This is a genomic window from Synergistaceae bacterium (genome assembly GCA_017450125.1).
GTDB lineage: Bacteria > Synergistota > Synergistia > Synergistales > Aminobacteriaceae > JAFUXM01.
On sequence record JAFSWZ010000010.1, the window covers coordinates 66738 to 85559 of the forward strand.

Annotated in this window: 21 protein-coding genes; 9 read left to right on the forward strand and 12 right to left on the reverse strand. The window is 55.6% G+C overall.

The window, feature by feature from the left end; genetic code table 11:
* Nucleotides 1-30: 30 nt before the first annotated feature.
* Nucleotides 31-306, reverse strand: coding sequence for an RNA-binding S4 domain-containing protein (locus IJT02_01160; GenBank protein ID MBQ7543532.1), 276 nt, complete (start codon nucleotides 304-306; stop codon nucleotides 31-33).
* 61 nt (nucleotides 307-367) lie between these two features.
* On the opposite strand from IJT02_01160, the gene IJT02_01165 reads away from it, so the two are divergent.
* Nucleotides 368-598, forward strand: a complete 231-nt coding sequence (locus IJT02_01165; protein MBQ7543533.1) for a hypothetical protein — start codon at nucleotides 368-370, stop codon at nucleotides 596-598.
* Nucleotides 579-908, forward strand: a complete 330-nt coding sequence (locus tag IJT02_01170) for a type II toxin-antitoxin system YafQ family toxin (protein ID MBQ7543534.1) — start codon at nucleotides 579-581, stop codon at nucleotides 906-908. Before IJT02_01165 ends, IJT02_01170 begins: the two co-directional genes overlap by 20 nt.
* A 126-nt stretch (nucleotides 909-1034) precedes the next feature.
* Here the strand turns inward: IJT02_01170 and IJT02_01175 are convergent, their stop codons facing one another.
* The 11 genes from IJT02_01175 to IJT02_01225 form a co-directional block, all read right to left on the reverse strand.
* A complete protein-coding gene (locus IJT02_01175) occupies nucleotides 1035-1535 on the reverse strand; it encodes a type II secretion system protein (protein MBQ7543535.1) in 501 nt (166 codons plus the stop codon).
* A gap of 65 nt (nucleotides 1536-1600) precedes the next feature.
* Entirely contained in the window at nucleotides 1601-3199 is a 1599-nt protein-coding gene (pgm, locus tag IJT02_01180; GenBank protein ID MBQ7543536.1) for a phosphoglucomutase (alpha-D-glucose-1,6-bisphosphate-dependent), read from the reverse strand.
* Nucleotides 3200-3254: 55 nt separating this feature from the next.
* On the reverse strand, nucleotides 3255-4043 hold the full coding sequence (gene lpxA / locus IJT02_01185; protein MBQ7543537.1) for an acyl-ACP--UDP-N-acetylglucosamine O-acyltransferase: 789 nt from the start codon (nucleotides 4041-4043) through the stop codon (nucleotides 3255-3257).
* Nucleotides 4040-4495: a 3-hydroxyacyl-ACP dehydratase FabZ gene (gene fabZ, locus IJT02_01190; protein MBQ7543538.1), complete on the reverse strand. Its 456-nt coding sequence runs from the start codon at nucleotides 4493-4495 to the stop codon at nucleotides 4040-4042. The genes lpxA and fabZ overlap by 4 nt, the downstream gene beginning before the upstream one ends.
* A 15-nt stretch (nucleotides 4496-4510) precedes the next feature.
* Nucleotides 4511-5287, reverse strand: coding sequence for a UDP-3-O-acyl-N-acetylglucosamine deacetylase (locus IJT02_01195; protein MBQ7543539.1), 777 nt, complete (start codon nucleotides 5285-5287; stop codon nucleotides 4511-4513).
* Nucleotides 5277-6227 (reverse strand): UDP-3-O-(3-hydroxymyristoyl)glucosamine N-acyltransferase, encoded by a 951-nt coding sequence (lpxD, locus tag IJT02_01200; GenBank protein ID MBQ7543540.1) that lies wholly within the window; start codon nucleotides 6225-6227, stop codon nucleotides 5277-5279. The genes IJT02_01195 and lpxD overlap by 11 nt, the downstream gene beginning before the upstream one ends.
* An 11-nt stretch (nucleotides 6228-6238) precedes the next feature.
* Nucleotides 6239-7444 (reverse strand): hypothetical protein, encoded by a 1206-nt coding sequence (locus IJT02_01205; GenBank protein ID MBQ7543541.1) that lies wholly within the window; start codon nucleotides 7442-7444, stop codon nucleotides 6239-6241.
* Complete coding sequence (locus tag IJT02_01210) at nucleotides 7428-9158, reverse strand: BamA/TamA family outer membrane protein (protein MBQ7543542.1); 1731 nt, start codon at nucleotides 9156-9158, stop codon at nucleotides 7428-7430. The genes IJT02_01205 and IJT02_01210 overlap by 17 nt, the downstream gene beginning before the upstream one ends.
* Before the next feature lie 12 nt (nucleotides 9159-9170).
* Entirely contained in the window at nucleotides 9171-9743 is a 573-nt protein-coding gene (locus tag IJT02_01215; protein MBQ7543543.1) for a hypothetical protein, read from the reverse strand.
* 4 nt (nucleotides 9744-9747) lie between these two features.
* Nucleotides 9748-10290 carry a sigma-70 family RNA polymerase sigma factor gene (locus IJT02_01220; protein ID MBQ7543544.1) on the reverse strand — a complete coding sequence of 181 codons (543 nt, stop codon included), beginning with the start codon at nucleotides 10288-10290 and terminating at the stop codon, nucleotides 9748-9750.
* Entirely contained in the window at nucleotides 10277-10951 is a 675-nt protein-coding gene (locus tag IJT02_01225) for a histidine phosphatase family protein (GenBank protein MBQ7543545.1), read from the reverse strand. The genes IJT02_01220 and IJT02_01225 overlap by 14 nt, the downstream gene beginning before the upstream one ends.
* Nucleotides 10952-11070: 119 nt before the next feature.
* Between IJT02_01225 and IJT02_01230 the strand changes: the two genes are divergently transcribed.
* From IJT02_01230 to IJT02_01260, 7 genes are read left to right on the forward strand one after another with little or no spacing between them, the layout of a single operon-like run.
* Nucleotides 11071-11901 (forward strand): ATP phosphoribosyltransferase regulatory subunit, encoded by an 831-nt coding sequence (locus IJT02_01230; GenBank protein MBQ7543546.1) that lies wholly within the window; start codon nucleotides 11071-11073, stop codon nucleotides 11899-11901.
* Nucleotides 11894-12523 (forward strand): ATP phosphoribosyltransferase, encoded by a 630-nt coding sequence (locus tag IJT02_01235; GenBank protein ID MBQ7543547.1) that lies wholly within the window; start codon nucleotides 11894-11896, stop codon nucleotides 12521-12523. Before IJT02_01230 ends, IJT02_01235 begins: the two co-directional genes overlap by 8 nt.
* On the forward strand, nucleotides 12501-13733 hold the full coding sequence (hisD, locus tag IJT02_01240; protein MBQ7543548.1) for a histidinol dehydrogenase: 1233 nt from the start codon (nucleotides 12501-12503) through the stop codon (nucleotides 13731-13733). The genes IJT02_01235 and hisD overlap by 23 nt, the downstream gene beginning before the upstream one ends.
* Nucleotides 13734-14459 (forward strand): hypothetical protein, encoded by a 726-nt coding sequence (locus tag IJT02_01245; GenBank protein ID MBQ7543549.1) that lies wholly within the window; start codon nucleotides 13734-13736, stop codon nucleotides 14457-14459. It abuts the gene before it with no gap.
* Nucleotides 14452-15843: a Trk system potassium transporter TrkA gene (gene trkA, locus IJT02_01250; protein MBQ7543550.1), complete on the forward strand. Its 1392-nt coding sequence runs from the start codon at nucleotides 14452-14454 to the stop codon at nucleotides 15841-15843. The genes IJT02_01245 and trkA overlap by 8 nt, the downstream gene beginning before the upstream one ends.
* The gene (locus tag IJT02_01255) at nucleotides 15833-17269 is read left to right on the forward strand and encodes a TrkH family potassium uptake protein (protein MBQ7543551.1); all 1437 of its coding nucleotides are present in this window, start codon (nucleotides 15833-15835) and stop codon (nucleotides 17267-17269) included. The genes trkA and IJT02_01255 overlap by 11 nt, the downstream gene beginning before the upstream one ends.
* 32 nt (nucleotides 17270-17301) lie before the next feature.
* The gene (locus tag IJT02_01260) at nucleotides 17302-18813 is read left to right on the forward strand and encodes a fused MFS/spermidine synthase (GenBank protein MBQ7543552.1); all 1512 of its coding nucleotides are present in this window, start codon (nucleotides 17302-17304) and stop codon (nucleotides 18811-18813) included.
* Nucleotides 18814-18822 lie beyond the last annotated feature (9 nt).

The following is an 18822-nucleotide window of genomic DNA, read 5'->3' on the forward strand; positions in this document are numbered from 1 at the left end:
TGTGTAATTATAAAGTGTTATGGCGAAAAATTAAAACGGTTTTTCGTCGGGCTTAACAGGCCTTTCTTCGAGCTGCTCCCACGAAATGACTTTTGGGCGTTTGAGTATCGCTTCATCGGCGATGAGTACCTTGACCTTCAGGACGCGGTTGATGTAGGCAATCTCGATGATGCTGCCTTCGCGGACTTCGGCGGAAGGTTTGCACTCCCGGCCGTCGAGACGGACTGCGCCGAGCTCTATCATTTCTTGGGCGACAGTGCGGCGTTTGACGAGGCGGGCGAGCTTAAGGAATTTGTCGAGCCTCATAGTGTGTGCCTCCTTTTGCTGTAGAATAGGGAATATATTAACACTATCAGGAGGGGTAATCATGGAAGCAGTATTAGAGCGTGAGGCAGCGGCAACGAAGGTAGACTGGCGCGACATCGAGATGTATTACGATGACGGCAGGAGAATAACGAACCCTGACATCCTGCAAAGCATCGCGGAAGGACAGGAGCTTATTGCGGAATGGGACAGGCGCATTGAGCGCACGGGCATGGCGGAAGCTATGAGGAGGTACTACGAGGGGGACGATGACGTTGACGGCGAAGAAGAGTAGCGAACGCAAACGCACCCCATTTCCCCGAGAAATTCTGTATACGTCGAGCGGGTTCGTCAAGGATTGGGAAAGACTGAAGGAGTCCGGCAAGCATGATATGCACCTCATCAAGGAAGCTATATCACTGCTGATGATGAACGACGGGCCTCTTCCCGCTGAATGGAGAGACCACAAACTGACCGGCAAGTTTGAAGGTTTCAGGGAATGCCATGTTAAGGGGGACTTGTTGCTGATCTACCAGATACACAAGAAGTCCTATTGCGAAGTAGTGGTGTGCTACAACATCAAAACACACTCGGAAGCGTTCTAGGGCGCAAGAAGCAAAGAAGCTGTCCTCACGGTCGGGGACAGCTTTTGTATTGTGGGGCAAAGAAATTCCGGGTCAGGCATACCCGAAAATGTCGTCAGCCGTCAGGGTTGGATTCCGGGCTAGGGGTTAGCCCCCCCCCCCCCCACCACTAGGAACAGGCTCAATCTTGCCGGAGAGGAGTGTAACCTTGAAGCTGTACACACCTGTTCCTAAAAGCACTGTCGCATTACCATTGTTGTTGTACTTTCCGTAGCCCTTAATCTTCTGCAGAGCTTCTCTTACAGCATCCTTGTCAGGTTCACTGCCGAAGTCCACAGTAACAGACCAATTAACGCTACCTTCACCCTCTGCCGTGTACGTGGTATTCCCGCTGCCAAAATCAACCCAAGTAGGAATGCTTGCTTTAAGCATATCATCTGCCTTCAGAGTAGAAATATTGTCTGTCGCGTCGTTGACATACAGCATAGCCGCAGTCCTGCACGCTTCCACGTTCGACGCGATAGCCACTGCCTTAGCCTTCGCTGTCGACCCGCTCGTCGCAACTGACATCGTCGCCGAAAGTGCGCCCACAATCGCAATCACTATCAGCAGCTCAACCAGCGTAAAACCTTCGCGCTTCATCTTCATGTTACGATACACCTCCCGCTAAACAATACCCCCCGGCATTTCGGCCGGAGGGCAACCGTACTACCTTACGCGATAATCTTCTGTGCCTCTTCCTGAATCTGCTTCAGGTGCTCGGGGCTCACGAAACTTTCCGCGTACAGCTTGCAGATGTTCTCCGTTCCTGACGGACGAGCCGCAAACCACCCGTTCGCCGTCGTAACCTTCAGGCCTCCGATTGATGCATTGTTGCCCGGTGCCTTCGTGAACTTCGCCGTAATCGCATCTCCCGCAAGCGTGCTCGCCTTGATGTCCTCAGGAGACAGCTTCCCGAGTGCCGCCTTCTGTTCCGGCGTTGCTGGAGTGTCGATGCGCGCATAGAAGCTCGTCCCGTACTTGGCCGTAATCTCCGCGTAGTGCTCAGCAGGGTTCTTCCCCGTAGTCGCCGTAATCTCGCACGCCAGCAGATCCATGATTATGCCGTCCTTGTCCGTCGTCCAGACGCTTCCGTCCCTGCACAGGAACGATGCACCCGCGCTCTCTTCTCCGCCGAAGCCCATAGAGCCGTCAAGCAGCCCCTCAACGAACCACTTGAACCCTACAGGCACTTCACACAGCTTGCGGCCGATTCCTGCGGTTACACGGTCAATGATTGAGCTCGAGACTACAGTCTTGCCGACCATCGCATCAGCACGCCAGCCCTTACGTGTCGTGAACAGGTGCTGTACCGCAACAGCAAGGTACGCGTTCGGGTTCATGAGACCCTGCGGAGTTACGATGCCGTGCCGGTCATAGTCCGTGTCGTTCCCGAAAGCTATGTCGTAGTCGTCCTTCAGGCGGATGAGGTTCGCCATCGCGTAAGGCGATGAACAGTCCATCCTGATTTTGCCGTCATGGTCAGGAGGCATGAACGAGAATGTCGGGTCAAGGTTGGGGTTGACGACGGTGAGGTTCTTGATGCCGTAGACTTCTGCGATGGGCTCCCAGTAGTAGATGCCGCTTCCGCCTAACGGGTCTGCACCTATCTTCAGGCCTGACCTCGCAACTGCCTCCATGTCAACGACAGTCGCAAGTGCCTTCACGTAGGGCATCACGAAGTCCTCAAAGTGAACGTTGTCCATCTTGATTGCACGCTCAAACGGTACGCGCTTGATTGAGCCGACACCCTGACGAATAAGCTCGTTCGCACGGTTCTGAATCTTGCTCGTAATCTCCGGGCTCGCAGGGCCTCCCGAAGGCGGGTCGTACTTTATTCCGCCGTCAGTAGGGGGGTTGTGCGAAGGTGTGATGACCATTCCGTCAGCCTCAATGTTTCCGGGCGTGCGGTTGTGCTCGAGGATTGCGCGGGAGATTACCGGCGTGGGCGTTGGTGCGAAACCCTCCTGAAGGATGAGCTCGACTCCTGCCGCCGCAAGCACCTCAACGCACGTCCTCATTGACGGTTCGGAGAGAGCGTGCGTGTCTGCTCCGAGATACAGCGGCCCCTTGATGCCCTCAGCCGTACGGTGCTCGACGACTGCCTGTGCAATCGCGAGAATGTGCGCCTCGTTGAAGCTGTGAAGGGCTGAACTTCCGCGATGCCCGGATGTTCCGAACGCGACCTGCTGTGTCTTGTCGTCAGGATCTGGCGCAAGAGTGTAGTAGTCGCTAATGAGAGAAGGGATGTTGACTATCTTCTTTGCCTGCATATAATTATGCCTCCATTCTTCAATTGTGTTAATTTGGGAATGGCAGAATTATACCCTAAATGCCCCAGAATGTTACTCCCCTCTTAGTCCCCTCGTAGAACTCTATTATGTGCTGAATCTCCGGGATGTATTCCGCTTTCTTCTCCACCGCCTCAGCCAGCGACTGCGTGAATGTCCTGTCCTTGCTGTACAGCTCGCGGTAGAACTTCGTTATCGTCCTCCGCGTCTCCTCAGGGATACCTGCCCTCTCAAGCCCCACCTTGTTGAGCCCCGTAAGCCTCAGCGGTTCTCCCGAAGCAAGCGTGTAATGAGGAACGTCCTTCACCACTCTGTACAGCCCGCCTATCATGCAGTAGTCCCCTATCCTCACGAACTGGTGAACTCCCGCCATTCCGCCGAAGACCGTATGACTGCCTACCTGCACGAAGCCCGACAGCCCGACCTTGTTCGCGATGGTTACCCAGTCGCCTAGCCGTGTGTTGTGCGCAAGGTGAACGCCGTCCATGATGAAGCAGTTGTCGCCAACTACTGTCTCGTTTCCTTCGCCGGTAGCGCGGTTGATGGTTACGTTCTCGCGTATGAGGTTGTTGTTCCCTATCCTCACGTAGGAGACTTCTCCCTTGAAGCCGTGATCCTGCGGGTTGCCGCCTATCGCCGTGTACTCGCAGATCTCGCAGTTCTCGCCTATCGACACGTGGTCGTGAATGCTTACGTATGCCCGCAAGAGCGTTCCTGCTCCTATGCGTGCCCTGCCTTCGACTATGCAGAACGGCCCGATAGTAACTCCGTCGGCTATCTCGGCGTTGGGTGAGACTATCGCGCTTGGATGAATGTTTACGCTCACTCCTGACCCTCCTTCTTCTTCACGAGTGTGCTGCCGATTATGCACATGAACTCCGCTTCGGCCGCCGTCTCGCCGTTGACGGTTGCGGTGGTCTTGACCTTCGCGCTCCTGCTCCGTACGTTCGTGAGCTCTGCAGTCGTGATTAACTGGTCGCCGGGACGTACAGGCTTCCTGAAACGTGCACTGTCTATCCCCGCAAGAAACGCTATCTTGTCTTCGCCTTCCTTGCCCAGTCGCAGGCCGAGAAGTACGCTCGCTACCTGCCCCATCGATTCGAGAATCATTACGCCGGGCATCACAGGGTCGCCGGGAAAATGTCCATTGAAGAACGGCTCGTTTATCGTTACGTTCTTGTAGCCTGTTACGTGAGAGTCATCGTAGTCCGTTATCCTGTCCACCATCAGGAACGGGTAACGCTGCTTCAGAATCTTCATCACTTCGAGAATATCCATCTCTGCCATTAACCTTTATGCTCCTCTCAATCTTTCTGCAAGCTGAAGGTGTAGCTCATGACCCGCCTTCACCGCTATTACGTGCGCATTCACGGGGTGTCCTACTGCGGCCAAGTCCCCGATTAAGTCTAAGACCTTGTGCCTCACGAACTCATCAGGCCAGCGCAGGCCGCCTTTTGCCTCGATGGTTTCGCCGACGACTATTGCGTTGTCGAGGCTTCCTCCGAGTGCCATTCCATGACTGCGGAGGTAATCTATGTCCCGCTTCATCGCAAATGTTCGCGCCTGCGAGATTTCGTCGTAGTAGTTCCCGCTGTACTCGAAGAACTGTGTCCCGACAAAGTCATAATCCACAACGTACGTTATCCTGAAGGTATCGCCGGGCAGTGCCGCAACAAACCGTGTCCTGTCAGTGCCGTAAACACATACTGCTTCAGTCAGCGATGCTGCTTCTGCTGGTTCGCTGTCTTCCGAGTGCCGGAGAAGTTCATCACAGACCGTCCGCGAGCATCCGTCAAGCGCGGGCATCTCTCCTCCCTCAACCGTGAGGCTCACTCCACTCCAGATACCCAGTCCGGCAAGTGCTGAGAGTACGTGCTCGCAGGTGCGTATCCTCGTGCCGTCGGGATAGATGTAGTCCGAGCCGCGATTCGTCCCGCAAAGCGAGAGTTCGCGCAGAGGATAGCCGTTCATCATGATGCACGGGCTGTCGCAGGGCTCAATAGTCAGCCTGCAGTCTTGGCCGCTGTGGAGACCTTTACCCTCCATCAATATTTTCCCGTTAAGCCTCATGATTTTTGCACCACCTCTCAAGAACTCTCACTCTCTTGTACAGCGACGGCAAATCAGCAGAAAGCACCAGTGCTCTCTTGGCCTCGTTATGCGGACGGGCAGGGAAGCCGGACACAACCGAGTTTGCGGGTACGTCGTTCGTTACGCCGGTTCTCCCGGCAAGGATAGAGTTTGCTCCTATCCTCACGTGGTCAGTTATTCCGGCCTGAACCGAGATTGTTACGTTGTCTTCTATCACCGAGCTTCCTGCTATGCCGGTCATTGAACATATGATGCAGCTGCGCCCTACCTGCACGTTGTGCCCGATCTGAACGTGATTGTCTATCTTCGTTCCACTCCCAATAACCGTGTCGCCCATCGTTCCCCTGTCTATCGTCGTACACGCTCCTACCTCAACGTCATCGCCGATGGTTACTCCGCCGGTCTGAGGTATCTTCACGAGTCCTTCTGCTGTACGCTCAAAGCCGAAACCGTCCGCACCAATCACCGCCCCAGAGTGTATCAGGCAGTTCTTGCCGACTTTCACGCCGTCAAGAAGCGTGGCGTTCGGCTCAATGACCGTCCCCTCGCCGACACTGCACCCCTCACCGACAAACACCAACGCTCCGACGTATGCACTCGGCGAAACATCCGCACCCGCTGAGACTACGGCTGAAGGATGTATCCCTGCGGGCTTGGACTTGCGGCTGAAGAGTGCCAGCAGCTTCGGCAGCATCGCTCTGGGATTGGGCGTGATTATTCCGTCGCGCGGTGAAGTGAAGAAGTCCTCAGGAGCAGCAATCGGGACTTCCGGCGGCAAAATCTCCGCTATGTGCTTGTCCCAGATTACGCACAGTGATTGAGCGTCTGCTTTGTCGGGTGATGTTATGCGTGTAACTTCGCGGGATGGGTTGCCCCGCACCTCTAAACCAAGTGATTGCGCTATGTCTGATGTCTTCATGAGTCCTCCTCTTATAGTTGCCACTGGCCTCGTATTCCTACCTTGTCAGAACCAGTGCTATTGTAGTAAAGCTCTATCGACACGTGCTCGTCTATACGGTAGCCTAATGCCGCCTCGTGTTCCCTGAGTTCCGGCGACCAACGCCACAGAGCATAAGGCCTCCTAACTTTCGCGGGGATGTACTGCACGCGAAGATATATGCTGTCCTCCGGCCACTGCGCATCAATCCCAATGAACAGGTTGTCCAGTGCCTCGAACCTCACACCGATGCGGCGCGTTACCTCAAAGTCATTCAGCGAGAACAAAAGCTCCGTGTAGAGCTCTGCCCGCCAGCCCGGACGGAAACCGAAGAACAGTCCCGCCTCCGGGTATTTTCCCTCAAGCCCTGCGTACGCCGCTACCCACATGCTGAACGTGAAATCCTCGCTGTCTGCCTCTGCATCAAGCTCGCTCACCGTGTCCGCACGGAATTTCACGCTCACGCCTGCCTTCAGGTTCTCCACAGCATGACGGTCAAGCAGAAACTCTCTCGCTTCCGCCTCTATGTCTGCTTTGTGCTTGGCCGCCCACTTCACCGGCACTCCGATAAGGGGCGAGAAGAACGGCAGAAGTTTCGCCTCGAGGTCAGAACGGAACATCACGGGGATTGTGCGCGAGTAGAGAGAGGGCTTTACGGCCAAGACCAGCTTCGTGGAGGGACGGAACGTCAGAGTGATTAGGACTTCTTCGGAGGAAATGTAGATATGCTGTGCGAACTCCCAGCCCGGAAGCCGCGCAGAAACCAGACGGCCTATCTGTTCGCGCAAGGCTTCATCCGCCCAAGTCAGCGCAGTCTTCGGCACTCCGCCGAGCAGCGACGCAACATCGCCGCTCAGTCCCGTTGTGTCCTCCCTGAACCACTCTGCTGACATTCCGCGAAGGTCGGGAGGCTGGATGTTCACGCGCAGAGACGACGGCTCATCATGTGCAGAAAAAATTACTGCAGGTCCCCGGCGGCCCGGATAGACGAACACGCTGTAACCTGCAAATAACCTCGCCGCTACGAGCTCCAGCGTCCCTTCACGGTCTGTCTCGGGAGTGTCGGGAATCTCCTGCCACACTGCGCTGATACTTCGCGCTACCGCACCTTCCAGCCACGCGGGCAGGCCTGAGATGCTCAGTGAGTACGCAGGGGACGCTAAGAGCAGCAACAGCACTACGCTAGAACATTTCGCCAAAACCGAAATATGTTCTGTCTTCGTCCTCGCCCTTCGCATAGTCAAGGCGCAAATTCCCGAACGGAGTTTTTACTCTCACTCCGAAACCGTAATCATCGTGGTAGTTGCTCCAGTCCATCTTCTTGTCTGCGTTGCCGATGTCGTAGAAGCCCACAAGCGACAGGTAATTGTTCACCGGCACTCTCAGCTCGAAGTTGCCCAAGTAGAAATTGCTGCCCTCGAAGGAGCGCGAATTGTAGCCCCTGAGGGAGTTCATTCCTCCGAGCGAATAACGGGCAAACGAAGGAAGTTCGTCCTCTGTTGAAGAGCCGATGCGCAGACGTGCCGCGAACAGAAGCGGGTTGTCATCAGTCCATCCGCCCGACGTGTCAGCTATCTGCTCTACTGCCTTGTTCAGTGAAGCGTAAAGGCGTGCCTGTGTCCAGTACTTCAGGTAGCTGTACTCTCCGCCCAGTGCCTCCACTGCCTGCTCAAGGTTCGTGTCCCACACAAAACCGCTCGGGTATGCCGCGTAGACATCCCTCTTGTCCCACGTCAGCTGAAGCTCTACGGTCTGGTTCACGCCGTCCCACTCCGTCATGTCATCCATGTAACCGGGAATAGCATTGTGTATGTTGGAATAGTCGACTTCCTCGCGCCTCAGCGTCAAGAACCAGCTCCAGTCCTCGTTGCTGAACTTCTTGCCTATCCCAGCGTAGACGTTCAGGCTCTTCTCGTCGAACTCGAACTGTCGTTGGCCGTTGTAGTAATAGTACCTGTCGTCGTATTTCCTGTAGTTCACGCCCACGCGCCAGCCGAACGTGTGTGCGTCCATGTACGGCGAGGAAAACGTCATCCAGTAGCTCGCCTCACTGCCCTCGTTGAAGCCTATCTCGAAGTTCATGCCGCGTCCGAAAAGGTTCGTGTCCCCGTAAGTCAGTCCGCCGGACACTCCGCTTTCTGTCCCGTAACCGAAATTAACTCCGATCGACGCGGTGCGCTTCTCCTTCACCGTCAGTATCAGGTCAACTACACCGTCCACGTCCTCCGGCACGTCAAAAGCTACGTTCACGTCCTCAAAGTACCCCAAGCCCTGAAGTTTCCCCAGCTGGTGGCGGAAATGTATCACGTTGAAGATGTCTCCTTCGTCGAGCTTGATTTCACGGCGGATAACGTAGGTCTTGGTCTTGGTGTTGCCCTGAATTACAACATCACGGACGCGCGGCTCAAGTATCGTTACGTAGATATTGCCGCCCGTTATCTGCACGTCGGAGACGCGTGCCATAACGTAACCGGCCTTGTGGTACTTCTCCTGTATCCTGTCGAGGTCGTTGCGGAAGAAGTTGCGGTTGAAGACTGTGCCTTCCTGCGAGAAAACTTCTTCCATCAGCTGTTCCGATGTGTACATCGTGTTTCCCGTGAAGATTATGCTCTCGATTACGGGGTTCTCACGCACTATGAAGGTTACCGCCACTCCGCCGCCTTCGGGCTTGAGGTCAAAATCTGCGTACGAGAAGAAGCCTTGATTGTAGATCGCCTCAACGTCCGTCTGAATCACGTCGCGGCTGAGAATGCTTCCTGGTTTCGTGTCAACGACGTTGAGGATGTATTCCGATGCAATCTGGCTGTTGCCGGAGACTGCTACGCTCGTTACCTGGAACTGCGGCAGTTCCGCCGAGTATGCGGCCGAAGGAATCAGCAGAAGGATTAACAGCAGCAAAAATTTATGTCTCACAATATATCTCCCCTAATCTAGCTTTATCACTGTGCTGGTGTTCTTCAGGGCACGCTGTCCTGTCTGAACCAGCGAAAACACTTTGTCGTAGGGCACAGTCCGCACCGGCGAAGGTTTTGCTGAGGGCTGAACTTGTGCGCGCTTGCGGGGTTGTGCTGGAGTCGTTCTCTTGGCCGCCGCCTTCTTGGGCGAAGGTGCACGCTGCTGAGCGGCAGGAGCTTCACCGGCGGGCACTTCCTCGCGGACAATCACGATGGGTTCGGCGAGCGTCAAGGTCTCGGGGTTGTGCTCGATTACCACAGAAGGAACGTCCTTTGCGAGTGGTACAACGTACGACATCACGATTACCGCCGCAAGAGATAAGGTGCGAAGTACAAACCCCACCCCCGCCTTCCCCTTAATATGGGAGGGAGTATGCACAACTCTTGCCCGTGTCGTCGACCACACCTCCTGCCGTAGCACCTCGAGGTCTGCACGGGCACATTCAGCGTCCATCAGCGCACTCTCCATCGCACCCTTGCGGTAGGACTGCTTCAGCCTCTCCAGCCACCGTATTATTCCGTCTATTCTCTTCTCTGCAAGCAAGTACTTACGCTCCTTCTAAACCAAGCCACATTCTCATTCTGGCTATCGCGCTGCGCCTCAAACGGTAGACATGGCTGACATCCAGCTTCTTCTCTGCCGCAACATCCTTCGGGGCTTTGCCCTCAAAGAACAGCGCGGACACTACTTCTGCTTCACGCCCTTCAAGACGCGACACAGCCTCCGAAGCTGAGAGCCAGTCCTCATCACTGCGCTCTTCCTCCGAGACTTCAAGCCACTCGTCAGGCACAGGCACAGGCGCGCGGCGTTCCGAACGCTCCAGAAGGTTTATCATCTGTCCGTGTATCTTGTGGTAAGCGTACGTCGAGAACCTGAACTCACGCTCCGGCTCGAACTTATCCACCGCACGAATCAGCGCAAGCATTCCTTCCTGTATTATGTCCTGCTTCAGCTCTGGGTCGGTGATGTGAATCTTCCCGGCTATCCAGAACACTAGCGGACGGTACGCTATGATGAGCTCCTCCCGTGCCTCAGGGTCTCCGGCGTTGCACAGCCGCCACAGTTCGCGTTCGCGTTCAGAGTCTAACATTGCTGTCCCCCCACACCGGCAGTTTACCGGCCATCTCTGGAACCCTCACGTGAAGGTCATCGTTTGCGAACACTAAGCAGGGTCTTCCGTGCCTCATCTCTACTCCGCTCATCGCACAGTTCGACACGTCCATGTTCCAGACCTTGTGCGGGTTAAGTCCGCAGAAGACAGCGTAAAGCGCGCGCATTATCCCTCCGTGCGAAACCACTACGATGCGTTTATGTCCGCCGTCAAGAAACGTCTTCACTGCACGGGTAAGGCGGGTATGAATCTTCTCCCACGTTTCTGCTCCGTGCGGAGGGTTGAAGAACGGATCTGCTCTCCACAACGACCACGCTTCGTGCTGTTCGTGCTGAAGCTGGGGGATGGACTGGCCTTCCCACACAGCAAAGTTTATCTCCGTCAGCTCAGGGAGAAGCACCGGCACAACGTTCTGCCGCGAAGCTATTGCCTCAGCAGTGAACGACGCACGGTCAAGAGGAGACGTGTACACCGCCTCAACAGGCCACGACGACAAGCGTTCTGCCAGCAGCAAAGCCTGCTTCTTGCCTTCATCTGTGAGCTGCACATTTGTCCTGCCCTGAAATCTCAGTGCCTTGTTCCATTCTGTCTGGCCATGACGGGCGAAGATTATGCGCACCGGTTCTGCGGGAACATCCAACGTCCTGAACGCCTCCCTGTCAAAATGATAGATTGGAATTTCAGCAATTATACCATGTACTATTTACGCTTATGCTATTATTAGCGCAAAAATCAAGGGAGTTCATTCACGCTATCACCATGCATACATTCAGACTAAGACCAGAAGAGGAAGCAGCTTTGTATCTGCGGGGGCTTTACTCGGATTACGGGTACAGTTTCTACAGGATGAGCCGCTTCGAAGAATATGATTTCTACTCCGACAAGAAAGACTTTCTGCCGTCGCCTTCTGTGCTGACCTTCACGGATGCTGACGGGCGTATGAAGGCATTGCGGCCGGATGTAACCTTGTCGATAATCAAGCATTTTCGTGCGGAAGAGAGGGTGCAGAAATACTTTTACGACGAGAAAGTTTACCGTGTACCGAGAAACTCTGCGGCATTCCGTGAGATTCCGCAGGCCGGCATAGAGTGCATGGGAGACCTTGACGAGGTAGACACAGGCGAAGTGATAGAGCTTGCGGTCAAGAGCCTTCAGGTTCTTGCGGGAGAGCGGAAGTGCGTTCTCGATGTCTGCCACGCAGGGACTGTTGCTGCCTTGCTCCCGGAGAAGGGACGCGCCGAGTGCCTCGAGTGCATACGTGCGAAGAATATTCACGGCCTCAAGGAGCTCGGAGCTTCGGAGGAACTCTTGAGGCTCATGCAGACAGAGGGTCATCCGTCGGAAGTCGGAAACGTCGCCGGGCTTGAGGTTCTCAGCAGTCTCGGTGAGTACGACGAACAGATACGCGTAGATTTTTCCGCAGTCAGCAGCCTCAGCTACTACAACGGAATAGTGTTCAGAGGCTTCATCGAGGGAGTGAGCGAGTGCGTTCTGTCTGGCGGACAGTATGACAACCTAATGAAGCTGATGGGTCATGAAGATGCTCAGGGCATAGGCTTCGCGGTGAATTGGGGTGATGTTCATGCTTAGCATAGCGTTCCCCAAAGGGAGGCTCGGCGAGAAAGTGTACTCTTTGTTTGTGCGTGCAGGCTACGAGTTTGACGGAATGCAGGGCGGCACGAGGCAGCTCGTCTTCGAGAACGCGGAACTTGGGATGCGTGCATTCTGGGCAAAGCCGTTTGACGTGGGAGTATACGTAGAGAGAGGCGCGGCGGACATCGGGATAATCGGCAAAGATATACTGATGGAACGTTCGCCGGACGTGTATGAGCTGATGGATCTCAAGGCCGGTGTGTGCAGGATGGCAGTTGCCGGAGCTCAGAGCTTCGAGGATGACGAAGAGAGAGTTCTTCGGGTAGCGACGGAGTTCCCGAACATAGCGCGTAGGTACTACGAGGCACAGGGCGTGGAGATAGACATCATCGCACTGCGCGGCTCGCTGGAACTTGCGCCGGTTCTGGGCTTGAGTGATGTTATCGTGGACATTGTCGAGACAGGCGAGACTCTCAGGCGCAACAACCTCGAGGTCATTGACGTAATCGCCGACATCTCTGCCCGCCTCATCGCCAACAAATCGTCGTACAAGTTCAAGCGTGAAGCCATAACGGAGATTATCAGGAGGCTTAGTGATGATAAAGATTGTCAGGGCTGAAGAGTTCAGGAGGAAGATAGTATCTTCGCCGGATGTCAGCAAAGTTGTCGCGGAGATTCTCGAGGATGTTCGCCTCAGAGGAGACGCGGCCGTAAAAGAGTACGAGGAACGTTTTGACCGCGTGAAGCTCGAGACGCTGGAGCTTGCAGCACATACCCCCGCAGTAAGCACGGAGTACCTGCGTATGCTCGAGCGTGCTGCAGAGAACATCAGAGCCTTTCACGAGAAGCAGAGGCACGAGGGCTTCATGTTCACACCGCGAGACGGAGTACTTCTCGGGCAGAGAGTTATTCCGCTCGACACCGTAGGAGTGTACGTGCCCGGCGGAACTGCAGCTTACCCGTCAAGCGTCTTGATGAACGTAATTCCGGCTGTCGTTGCAGGATGCCGGAGGATCGTCGTTGCTACTCCGCCCCGCGTGAGGCCTGAAATCGTCGCGGCGGCCAAGATTGCGGGAGCGTCGCAGGTCTTCCAGATGGGAGGAGCGCAGGCAGTTGCGGCAATGGCGTTCGGGACAGAGAGCGTCCCCAAAGTCGACAAGATTACCGGGCCCGGCAACATCTACGTAGCTGAGGCAAAGCGGCAGGTCTTCGGGAGAGTGGGCATCGACATGGTAGCCGGACCGAGCGAGATACTCATCATCGCTGACAAGGACAACAACCCCGTTCACTTGGCCGCAGACATGCTAGCTCAGGCAGAGCACGACAAGTTAGCTTCTGCTGTGCTCATCACCGACAGCGCAGACCTTGCGGAGAAGGTAAAGTCGGAGGTTGAGAGGCAGCTTCAGGCCTTGCCGCGCGAGGAGATTGCACGTGAAGCCATCGAGAACAACAGCGCAATTATTCTCGTTGAGAACCTCAATGATGCCGCAAAGATTGCTGATGACTTCGCACCCGAACACCTGGAGCTGTGCGTAGCTGAGCCGTTCGGGTTCATGACCAGAATACACAACGCAGGCAGCATCTTCTTGGGGAAAAATTCTCCCGAAGCACTGGGGGACTATTACGCGGGAGCAAATCACGTCCTCCCGACTATGGGCACAGCAAGATTCTCGTCGCCTCTGTCGGTTGATGACTTCGTGAAGAAAACACAGTACATAGCTTATTCTCATGATGCATTGATGCAGTCAGCAGGAGACATCGAGGCATTCGCGATGTCTGAAGGGCTGCAGGGACACGCAAGAAGCATCACGGTAAGGAGGCATGATTAAGTGTACTCACGAGATATTACAGTACAGCCGTCGGATGTGTCGTGCTTGGGGGCAATAAAGCTCCGTGCCTTGCTGGATTACTTTCAGGACACAGCCGGGCTCGCCGTCGAGGACATAGAGGGCACAACCACAGAACTCATCGCGAAAGGTTACGCGTGGGTTCTGACGCGCTACGAGATTGAGTTCATCGGGAAGCTCCCGAGCCTCGACGAGAGATTCACACTCTCCACGTTCCATGACCCGAATCACGGCTACAACACTCTGAGGGTGTTCAGTGCTCCGTTCGTGTGGGCAAAAACAAGCTGGCTTCTCCTTGACTTGGCCGCCGGGAAACCCGTCAAGCCCGCCGTTCACTTGCCGTGCATCACTGAGAGAGACACTGCGGAGATTGCGCCGGAGTTCCACGACATCCCGGACTTCGGGGAGATCGACACTACAGGTGAAACCAGCCGTACCGTCGCCTTCCACGACCTCGACTACAACGGGCACGTGAACAACGCGGCATACTTCGAGTGGATTCACGACACATCACCGCTTGACCTTACGGCTCACGAGCTGTGCTCGGTGTATGCGTCCTTCAGGAGCGGCGCGAAGCTCGGCGAGAATGTTACAATCAAGGTCTCGAAGCGTCCCGAAGAGCTGTCCTTTGCGCACAAAGTCATCCGTGAAGGCGTGGCCAAGCCGTCGGGAATGTTCCTGACCACTTGGAGGAAGCGTGATGCCTAAGATTGTTATTGTAGGTGCAGGGGAAGTTGGGCGGAGCGTGGCCAAGACCTTGTCGGACGAGAATTACGACATCTGCCTTGTCGAGAAGAACCCGGAACAGGCCGAGAGCGTGAAATCAGAGCTGGATATTCAGGTGGTTACGGGCAACGGGGCGCGTCCGCAGGTTCTTGCTCAGACGGGCATCAACCAGCTCGGCGACGTGCAGATGTTCATTGCGTGCACAAACAGGGACGAGGTCAACATCCTGTCGTGCTGGATAGCCCACAACGCCGGCGTTGAACACGTCATAAGCCGCGCCAAGAACCTCGAGTTCACCGACAGCCCGGAATGGGGCGGCAAGCTCGGGATAAAGTTCATGGTCTCGCCGGAAAGGTCAATTGCCCGCGAAGTTATCGGCCTCCTCGAGGTCAGTTCCGCAACGAAGGCCGCAGAACTCCTCGACGGAAGCGCAGGCCTCTACACCCTCAGGCTCTCACCGAAATCACCCATCGTGAACATGGCTCTGAAGGACATACGCCCGAAGTTTCCGCAGCTGATGGCAGTGTTCGTGCATGTTGCCCACGAGGACGGGACGGCAGGAGTGCCCGACGGGTTCACTGTTCTGCGTGAAGGTGATGTGTGCTACGTCGTTACCTACAAGGAGAGCGCGAAAGTCCTTCAGGAACTCTTTGACCCCAGCCCCGAGAAAGGCAGGAGGCTGCGGAAGATATTTGTTGTCGGCGGCGGAAAGTTAGGCACGCAGATTGTGCAGGCAGTGAAACGCGATTTCGGGAACGTCTCGTTAAGGCTCATCGAGAAGGATACCGCAAAGGCACTCCGTCTCTCTGAGGAACTCGGCGAAGCTCTCGTGATTAACGACGACGGTGCGGATGAACGTATGCTCTCCACCGAAGGCATCGAGGACGCTGACGGTTACATCTGCGCGACGGACAGCGACGAGCTCAACCTGATTTACTGCGCGATAGCAAAACGTCTCGGCGCGAAGAAAACTATCGCCGTCGTCAAGCGCAAGGACTACCAGACACTCACCGACTGTATGCCCGTTGATGCCATCGTTGACCCGAATGATGCCCTCGCCAATCTCATACTGAGAATCGTGCATTATCCCGAACACACGCGGGCTTACACAATGATAGAGAACATTGACGCTGAGATGCTCGAGGTCGTGCTTCAGGACGGCGCGGAAGTTGCCGGAAAGTCTCTGATGGAACTCAGGCTCGGCAAGGGAGTTGTTGTCGCGCTGATAAAGAGGAGAGACAAAGTTTTTGTGCCCGCCGGAGCTGACGTGCTTATGCCGGAAGACAGGGTGATACTCTTTGCGGTAGGTTCAAGGATGCAGGAAGCCGCAAAACGTTTCGGCACTGAGGACGAACATGAAGATTAGGAACGTAGCGGGCATTCTCTCGGTCATCTGCCTCGTGATAAGCGGAGCAATGCTGTTTCCGCTGGTTCTGGCACTGATTGACCGCTCGCATGATGCGTGGGCGTTCGGATTCGCGTTCTTGGCCGGAGGTGCTGTATCCCTGCTCTTGAGGTGGATTTACGGCTTCAAGCCCATGACCGGCATCTCAATCGGAATCCGCGAGGGAGTGGGGGTTACGGGGTTCTCGTGGGTGATTGCGTCTGCTGTAGGTGCGCTGCCGTATGTCTTCGCGGGAGTGTGCGGGTACACAGATGCGTTCTTCGAGACAATGAGCGGCTTCACCACTACCGGCGCAACAATCATGACCGACATTGAGGCGTTGCCGCGAGGCATCCTGCTGTGGAGGTCTCTCACCCACTGGATGGGCGGCATGGGAATTATCGTGCTGAGCCTTGCTGTTGTGCCATTTCTCGGAGTTCGGGGAATGGAGATGTACAAGGCAGAAGTTCCCGGTATTACGGCAGACAAGCTCACACCGCGACTTCACCAGACCGCCGTCTACCTGTGGACGGTGTATGTATCTCTCACGCTAGCGGAAACTGTCCTGCTGATGTTCGGAGGACTGAGCCTGTTCGAGGCGTTCTGCCATTCTTGCTCGACCATAGCAACAGGAGGGTTCTCGACGCGCAATGCCTCTGCCGGAGCGTTCGGAAGCTATGTGCAGTGGGTGCTGATCGCGTTCATGTTCGCGTCCGGCGTAAACTTTTCGCTGTACTTCATGCCCCGTCTCATTCTCCGTGACGAGGAGTTCCGGGCTTATGTCGGCATCGCCGTCGTGTCCGCGCTCGCTATGGCTGCCGGGCTGTGGGTCTGCGGAATGGGCACAGGCCTCGAAGGTACACTGAGGCGTGCGGCATTTAACGTGGTGAGCGTGATGACAACTACGGGCTTCGTGATAGAGGACTACAACCTGTGGCCGGAGTTCACGCGGTTCATGTTCATCGTGCTGATGTTCGTCGGAGCGTCAGGAGGCTCGACGGGCGGCGGGTGCAAGGTCTCACGCTTCCTTGTGCTCGGCAAGAAGCTCAAAGCAGAGACACAGCATCTCCTTCACCCCCGTGCACTAATCACCGCAAGAATGAACGGCGTACCTGTTTCACGCAGCACCTTCGACAGCGCAGGGGCATTCTTCGTGCTGTATATGCTGATGCTTGTCGTCGGGACAGTAATCACTGCGGCGTTCGGCATCGATGTTCTCACGGCGTTCACTGGGGTAATCACGTGCCTGAGCAACGTCGGGCCGGGACTTAACCTGCTCGGGCCTGTGGAGAATTTCGCGTGGCTTCCGGGTGCGGTGAAGTGGCTGTTCTCGTTCCTGATGCTCGCCGGTAGGCTGGAGCTGTTCGCGGTGTTCCTGCTGTTCCTGCCTGGAACTTATCGGAAATAGGCTATAATTCACAACACAAAGGAGGTTAATTCATGTATGACAACAACTCTATACGCATAGCTCCCCGACTGCAGATAACATCATTCTTCAGCGGAGCGGCGACCATGATACTAGAGATGACGGGCTCGCGTATGGTAGCACCGTTTTTCGGGACGAGCCTTATCGTCTGGACAGCGTTAATCGGCATCATCATGACCAGCCTGTGCATCGGGAACTGGACGGGCGGGACGCTAGCCGACAAGAGGCCTGAGGGCAAACTCTTGGGACGCATCCTGCTCTTGGCCGCAGTCATAATAGCCGCAACAGCTTTCGGGAGCAATTACATCCTCACAGAACTTCACGGCCTCAACCTCAACCTTTACACAGCAAGCATAGCAAGCGCGGTCGCAATCTTCGCGCCGTCGTCAGTGCTTCTGGGAATGGTGTCGCCGTTCGTTGCCCGTCTGGCGATGCAGGACGTGAACTCTTCGGGTGCAGTGGTCGGGAGGCTTTCTGCGCTGAACTCTGCAGGCAGTATCTTCGGGACGTTCATGGGAGGGTTTGTGCTGATCTCGCTGTTCCCGTCGGGCGTGATACTGATGCTCCTCGCAAGCGTTGTGGCACTGCTCTCTGTGCTGGTCTACACGGGGGCATGGAGGAAGATTATCGCGTTGATAGTGATGTGCGCAATGGCAGGCTTGACGTGGTACGCAGATACGTTCGGGCTTCCGTTCGCGCCTCTGGGCGTGCAGATCGACACTGCGTATAATCACCTCTCCGTAGTGCAGAGCACAGACACACGCAACGGCCGCCGTGTTCGCGTTCTCGTAACAAACCCTGACGCGGCACAGTCCGTGATGTACATCGACAACCCTTCAGAGCTCTTCAGCGAATACACGAAGTTCTACGACCTCGCGTTCAGCTACAAGCCTGACACCAAGAAAGTACTCATGCTCGGAGGAGGAGGATACTGCGTACCGAGACACCTTCTCGCCACGAGGCCTGATGTCTCCATCGACGTTGTTGAGCTTGACCCGGGCGTAACACAGTGCGCGAGGGATTATTTCAGCCTCAAGGACAGCCCGAACATGCGGATATTCCACGAGGACGCGAGAACCTTCCTCAACCGTGAAGAGGGGACGTACGACGCTGTGTTTATGGACACGTTCACGAGCTGGACATCAATACCGTTCCAGATGACTACGGTAGAGACTGCCCGGCACATCCGCAACATCCTCAAGCCCGACGGGGTGTTAATCATCAACACGATAGCGAGCCTTTACGGGCCGAAGTCGGGAGTGTTTCACGGCATCTACAAGGCGTTCAACACTGCGTTTCCTGTGATGTCGATATTTCCTGTGAGTGCCCCTGATGCACGTTACGCTATGGCACTGCAGAACATAATCCTTATTGCGCACGGCGAGGACATAGCGGCCGCAGTGGACAGCAAATACGCTTCACTTATGCGTCATCAGTGGCTTGACCCGTTTGTCCCTGACCCCAGCGTACCGGCATTCAGAGATGATTTCGCGCCTGTGGAACGTTACGCACTTGCGCAGAACTAGGAGGATGTC